Consider the following 6,601-nt stretch of genomic DNA (forward strand, 5'->3'; position numbering starts at 1 on the left):
GTACGATCCGGTTCATCCGGTACTATTATCATGCCAAGGGTACGCCGCAGAAAGATCAGTTCATCTCCGTCGAGTCCGGCTACCATGGATCGTCGACGGCAGGGGCCGGCTTGACCGCGCTGCCGGCCTTTCATGCGGGCTTCGGAGTGCCATACAACTGGCAGCACAAAATTCCGTCGCACTACGCCTATCGCAATCCCGTCGGTTCCCATCCCCAGGCTATCATTGCGGCATCGGTCGCCGCTCTGCGGGCAAAGATCGCCGAACTCGGCGCCGAACGTGTCGCCGCCTTCTACGTCGAGCCGATACAGGGGTCAGGAGGCGTCCTCGTTCCGCCGCCGTCCTGGCTGAAGGCCATGCACGCTGTTTGCAAGGAGCAGGATGTCCTGTTCATTGCCGATGAGGTCATCACCGGTTTCGGCCGTGTCGGTCCGCTCTTCGCCTGCGAGGAGGACGATGTCGTGCCGGATCTTATGACCACGGCCAAAGGCCTGACTTCGGGTTATGTGCCGATGGGGGCCGTTCTGATGTCCGACCGCGTCTACAACACCATTGCCGATGGCGCCGGCAAGGCGGCCGTCGGCCACGGCTACACCTATTCCGCACATCCCGTCAGTGCAGCCGTCGGGCTCGCGTGCCTGGACCTTTACGAAAACGGTCTTCTGGAAAACGGCCGGAAGGCCGGGCACCGCCTGATGCAAGGCCTTCGTGCACTGGCCGATCATCCGCTTGTCGGCGATGTCCGTGGTCGCGGTATGCTGGGCGCAATCGAGCTTGTCACCGATAAGGAGCGCAAGACGCCGCTGCCGGCGGAAGCCGACGCGGCGCGCCGCATTTTCGACCGCGCATGGGACAACGGCCTCGTCATCCGCGCCTTTGCTCAGGGCGTGCTGGGCTATGCCCCGCCGCTCTGCTGTACGGATGCGGATATCGACGGCATCATCGAACGCACAAGGGTCACGCTCGACCAAACGCTGGAAGACAAGGACGTCCGCGCGGCGATGAAAGGTTGATCGCTGCGCCTGCTTGTCAGCTATTGAAGATGCTTTCGAGCGGCAAATGGGACTTCACGATTGGCGATTTCAGCACGACAAAGCTGAAGTATTTGTCGATGCCGATATCCATCTCGACCAGGCGCTCCATGACCGCCTGGTATTCACTGATCCCTGCCGTGATGAACTTGACGAGATAGTCGTACCCGCCCGAAACGAGATGGCACTCGACTACGGAATCGATCTTTTCGATTGTCGTGAGAAAGCGCGCGAAATCGATCTGGCGATGATTCTTGAGGGTGATTTCGGCGAAGACAGTGAGAGTTTGGCCGAGCTTGGCAACGTCAATCTGGGCGGAATAGCCGGTGATGAAGCCTTCCGTCTGGAGCCTCTTCACGCGCATCAGGCACGGGCTCGGAGAAAGGTTGATCAGCTCTGCGAGCTCGACATTGGAAATCCGCCCGTTCTTCTGCAGTTCGCATAAAATCCTGATGTCGATCTTATCGAGCTTCATAGCAATGCCATGAGATGGGAGGCGTCAAGGCTTTGAGGCTTCTGCGTCATATGCATTGTCATAGCATCAACCAGCATTTTTTCCCACGGGGGCGGAAACCGGATTCTAGAAGTCGCTGACCTTGCCCCAGGCGCTCATTTTCAGCCGCTCCGGCCTGTAGGGGCGCGGGTCGACGATTGGCGCGCTGCCCGTAACGATGTCTGCGATCATATGCCCGGCGCCTGGGCCGATTCCGAAGCCGTGGCCGCTGAACCCTGCGGCCAGGATGAAACCTGGAATCGACTGAACTTCGCCGATTGCGGGGATGCCGTCTGGCGTGCTGTCGATGTAGCCGGCCCAGACACTCGAGATTTCGACGTGCTCAAGTTCCGGCAGCAGCTTGCAAGCTCGTCGATGCGTCGCCCGAATCTGCTTCATGTCGGGGCGAGGATCGAGCGTGCGGTTCAGCTCCATCGGGGTAACCTCATCCAGCCCCCATTTAGCCAGGGTTTCATGGCCCTGCCGCAGCCCTTCGAAAGCCCCAGGGCTGAGACTTCGCCACCGGCGGGCGAACATGGGCAGGAATTCGCGGCCGAATCTGAATTGCTGCGGCGTGGGGTCAACTCGCGCGCGCCCGCTGATAGCGAGCGTGTATCCGCCATTGCCCCGCCGGGTGAGCGAGACGAGCCCGGTGTAAAGGGCATCAGGCAGGCCGGCGGCGCCAGGGGCCAAAGCGAGAATGGACTGGCGCACGGACGCTTGCGGAAAACGAATTCCCAACTGGTTGCAGAATGAGGAGGCCCACGCGCCTCCTGCCATGACCGCCGTTTTCGTCCGGATTGTGCCGGCTTCGGTCACCACGCCGTTGACCCGGCCGCCACTGAGCTCCAAGCCGCGCGCCGCGCATTGCTGGTGCACCGTCCCACCGGCCGTCATGATCGCACGCGCGGCGATGGGCACTGCCTTTGAGGTATCTGCCGTCCCGTCGGTGGGAGAGAAGACGCCACCTTTCCACTTACGACCCGTCGCCTTGCCTCGCTCGTTGGCTTCTTCGGCATCCAACATGTGCGTCGTAACGCCCACCGTTCTGGCGAAGTCTCGCCACTTGGYCCAGCCCTCCAGCTCACCTTCGTCGTTCGATAAATACAACAGGCCGCAGCGGCGGAAGCCGGTATCTTCACCGGTCTCATGGGCAACCTTCTCCCAGAGATCGAGGCTCTTGGTTGCAATCGGCAACTCGCGCGCGTCGCGGTTCTGTTGGCGGCACCATCCCCAGTTGCGGCTGGATTGTTCGGCGGCGACGCGGCCCTTTTCGAGCAAGGCGACTTTGAGGCCTCGACGCGCCAGGTAATAGCTCGTGAACACGCCGACCACCCCGCCGCCGATRACGACGACGTCTGCCTCTCGAGGCAGGGAGGGGCTGGATTCGATGTGCATGAGTGGCGGGTTCATGGGGCTGGGACTCCGATGCTTGCCGTATCGTATCCGAGCAGTTGCGGCAGGCGCGCTTCGGACTTTCGTGGTTGGGCGGAATTTCCTGCGGTTTACGGCTTGTGGTGCAGGCAGTTATTGCAAAGATATTTCGATTGTACGCCATCTCATAGACCGGAAGACTGACGGGTGCTCTCTGCAATTGGAGCTGCCTTTTCGTACCTGCAGGCAAACCTCGGCCGAACCTGCGCGCCTGCGGCCGCAGACCGAAATGCCAAATCGGGCTTCGTTTTTAGAACTTCATGCTGCCTATCCGTCGCTTTTCGGCGACTCCGGGATGATTGAAGCAGTCAGAGTTGTGAGTACCGGATCAATGTCGATCAACGGCCAGAAATTCAAAAGGTGACGCGCGATGGGCCTTGTCAGGGAGGAGACCTTTGCCGAAGCGATCGAGCTGGGCGCCTATGGCAGCTTCTCAGACCTCGATTCATTGTTCGAGCGCTCCATTCGACTGATCGCCCGCGCTCAGCGACGCCTTTGGCCGTAGAGCAACCACCTCTGAATCATGTCGTATTCACCGCGCGGAGAATGGCAGAATGAGCGACGAGTTGTTGACCTGTCCGAGCGTAGCGGCGGTAAAAGAGGCCGAAGAGCCGATCCGCAACGGGATCATGGGACGCGCTTGAAAGGGGAGAATGTTCAGATGACCTCTGCCCCGCAACCTTTAGCCTCGCAAGATGTGGCACTCGCGGTCCATGACCTGACCGTGAGCTTGCCGGCGGGCATGGAGCGGGCGCACGCGGTCGAGAACGTCTCCTTTGAACTGAAGCGCGGACAGATTCTCTGCATCATAGGAGAATCCGGTTCTGGCAAATCTGTCACGGCCAATGCGATCATGGGGCTCTTGCCCAAGTCGATCCGCGTGTTTTCGGGAGAAATCCGTCTGGAAGGCATGGACCTCGTCGGACTCTCGCCGGAGAGTCTGCGCGACCTCCGTGGCCGTGTCGTCTCGATGATCTTCCAAGACCCGCTGTCCGCGCTCAATCCGCTGATGACAGTGGGCGCGCAGATCGAGGAAGTGATGGCGGCGCACGGTGCGGGAACGCCGAAATCTCGCCGTAGCCGCGCCATAGAATTGCTGACGGAGGTGGGCCTGCCGGATCCGCCGCTGATGTATCATCAGTATCCGTTCCGGCTCTCGGGCGGGCAGCGACAGCGGGTGATGATCGCCATGGCTCTGGCTCTCGAGCCTGCGATCCTGATAGCGGACGAGCCGACCACCGCACTCGACGTGACGACACAAGCGCAGATTCTGCAACTGATCCGCGACATTCAACGCCGCAAGGGAATGAGCGTGATGTTCATTACCCATGACTTCGGAGTTGTGGCTGAGATTGCCGATTCCGTTGTGGTGATGGAGAAGGGTCACTGCGTGGAGCAGGGGAGCGCCGAGCAGGTGCTGAAGTCCCCGAGCCATCTCTACACGCGCCGTCTGATCGCGGCCGTGCCGCATCTGACGGGAAAGGATCGCGTCCCGGCGGAAGCTGCGGCCTCGTCTTCCATCCTGAAGGTCGAATGTCTGGTCAAGACCTACCGCAGCGGCAGTGCGCTGTTCGGCAAGCAGCGGATCGTACCCGCGGTTAACGGCRTGTCGTTCGACCTTTCGCCGGGACGCACCCTGGGCGTGGTTGGAGAAAGCGGCTCCGGCAAATCCTCGCTCGGGCGATTGTTGATCAAGCTTCTCGACAGCGACAGCGGCTCTATCCTGTTCGAGGGAGGTGACGTTGCCCGGCTATCCGAAGCCGAGTTTCGGCCGATTCGGCCAAAGATCCAGATGATTTTTCAGGATCCATTTGCCTCGCTCAATCCGCGATCAACGGTCGGGCAAATACTGACGGTTGGTCCGATCGCGCATGGACTTCCACACAAGGACGCATGTGAGCAGGCACGAGAGCTCCTGGCCCATGTCGGCCTGGATGCGGGAACCTTCGATCGTTATCCCCACGAGTTCTCGGGTGGTCAACGTCAGCGCATTGGAATCGCTCGGGCGCTGATGTTCAAGCCGAAGCTGCTGATCGCTGACGAGGCCGTTTCAGCGCTCGACGTATCGATCCAGGCGCAGATTTTGAAGCTGTTGGACCAGATTCAGCGAGAGACCGGCGTATCGATGATTTTCATCACGCACGATCTGCGCGTGGCCAGCCAGATCTGCGATGAGATTGCGGTCATGCATCGAGGGCAGATCGTCGAGCACGGGCCGCCATCGCAGATCTTCCTGAACCCGACATCCGCCTACACACGGGAACTGGTCGCTGCCATCCCCGGCGAGCAGCAAAGCAACGCCCGCGCCATTGGAAGCCAATCGACATTGGCCGGACATAGCCACAAATGAGGAGGGGTCATGACTGAAGCAAAGACTGCATCGATCTATTCGCGACGTAGCGCACTCCAGTTGATGATTGCCGGGGTGGCTGGCCTCGCCGGATCAAATTTGCTGGGACAACCTGCCCTCGCGCGCACCTCTCCAGCGAAACCAACCGGCCGCGTGATCGTCGGGCTCGGACAAGAGCCGACCGTCTTCAATCCGCTGATGGTCCACATCGAAGTCGATGATGGCGTGCATTTCTCGGTCTTCGATGCGCTTTTCCGCATCGATCCTCAAGGCGTCATTCAGCCCAACCTTGCGGTGGAAGTGCCGGACCAGAAGAATGGCGGAATTTCGGAGGACGGCCTCAAGTGGCGCATTCGCCTGCGTGACGACGTTCGCTGGCACGACGGCACGCCTTTCAGCGCCGAGGACGTGAAGTTCACGCTCGAACTGATCACGAATCCAAATTTCCGGAGTTGGCGCACCGCCGGACATGCTCTCGTGCGCGACATCACCGTGATCTCACCGACGGAGATCTCATGGCGAATGGAAGAGCCCTTTGCGCCCTATTTGTCCTTCCTGACCGAAACCTTCATCGTCCCCAAGCACATCCTCGAGAAGGAGGCCAATCCGAACAACGCCGCCTTCAATCAGGCGCCGGTCGGCACCGGTCCGTTCAAGTGGGGCCAGCGGGTCCCCGGCGATCATCTCGAGCTTGTGGCTAACCCGAACTATTTCGGTGAAGGTCCTCACATCGAGAGGCTGGTCTTCAAATACATTCCCGATCTCACCGTCCTCTACACCCAATTCAAGAGCGGCGACGTTGATTTGGTGGGTCAGCCCTACATCACCCCTGACCACTACGGGGAAGCCAAGACGCTGCCGAACCGCGTCGTGACCCTCGTCCCAAGGACCTCATTCGAATCCTTCTACCTGAACCTCGAGCGGCCGCAGTTCAAGGAGCTTGCCGTTCGCGAGGCGCTCTACGCGGCGATCGATAAGGAGGCGATCATTCAGGGGCTCTATTACGGGGTGCCTACTCCGACAGAGACGTTCATGCCGCGGCAGTCCTTCTTTTTCAACGGCAATCTGCCCCTGCACCAATTTGACGTGAATCGCGCGGGCAAGATCCTCGATCAAGCCGGCTGGGCAAAGGGCGCGGACGGCATTCGTGCCAAGAACGGCGTTCGCCTGTCCTTTACCAATTCGACCACGTCCGGCGATCCCCTGCGCGAACAGGTGCAGCAGTTCCTGCAGCAAACGTTTGCGCAGCTGGGCGTCGAGATGAAGATATCGAACCTGCCCGCTGCCGTGATG

At 60.3% G+C, this 6,601-nt stretch carries 6 protein-coding genes; 4 read left to right on the top strand and 2 right to left on the bottom strand.

The window, feature by feature from the left end:
* Positions 1 to 1,013, top strand: a 1,013-nt coding sequence (locus tag AC1D00_RS21165) for an aminotransferase class III-fold pyridoxal phosphate-dependent enzyme (RefSeq protein ID WP_477012000.1), incomplete at its 5' end; no start/stop codon positions are given.
* Positions 1,014 to 1,029: 16 nt separating this feature from the next.
* Here AC1D00_RS21165 and AC1D00_RS21170 read toward each other — a convergent pair.
* Positions 1,030 to 1,506: an Lrp/AsnC family transcriptional regulator gene (locus AC1D00_RS21170; RefSeq protein ID WP_092295381.1), complete on the bottom strand. Its 477-nt coding sequence runs from the start codon at positions 1,504 to 1,506 to the stop codon at positions 1,030 to 1,032.
* A gap of 105 nt (positions 1,507 to 1,611) precedes the next feature.
* Positions 1,612 to 2,937 (bottom strand): NAD(P)/FAD-dependent oxidoreductase, encoded by a 1,326-nt coding sequence (locus tag AC1D00_RS21175; RefSeq protein ID WP_477012001.1) that lies wholly within the window; start codon positions 2,935 to 2,937, stop codon positions 1,612 to 1,614.
* Between the two features lie 391 nt (positions 2,938 to 3,328).
* On the opposite strand from AC1D00_RS21175, the gene AC1D00_RS21180 reads away from it, so the two are divergent.
* The 3 genes from AC1D00_RS21180 to AC1D00_RS21190 form a co-directional block, all read left to right on the top strand.
* On the top strand, positions 3,329 to 3,463 hold the full coding sequence (locus AC1D00_RS21180) for a hypothetical protein (protein ID WP_283813918.1): 135 nt from the start codon (positions 3,329 to 3,331) through the stop codon (positions 3,461 to 3,463).
* Positions 3,464 to 3,619: 156 nt separating this feature from the next.
* Positions 3,620 to 5,308, top strand: a complete 1,689-nt coding sequence (locus AC1D00_RS21185) for an ABC transporter ATP-binding protein (protein ID WP_477012002.1) — start codon at positions 3,620 to 3,622, stop codon at positions 5,306 to 5,308.
* A gap of 9 nt (positions 5,309 to 5,317) precedes the next feature.
* The coding region (locus tag AC1D00_RS21190) for a peptide ABC transporter substrate-binding protein (RefSeq protein WP_477012003.1) at positions 5,318 to 6,601 on the top strand (1,284 nt) is incomplete at its 3' end.

The sequence above is a fragment of the Bradyrhizobium sp. P2_E8 genome, assembly GCF_056403875.1.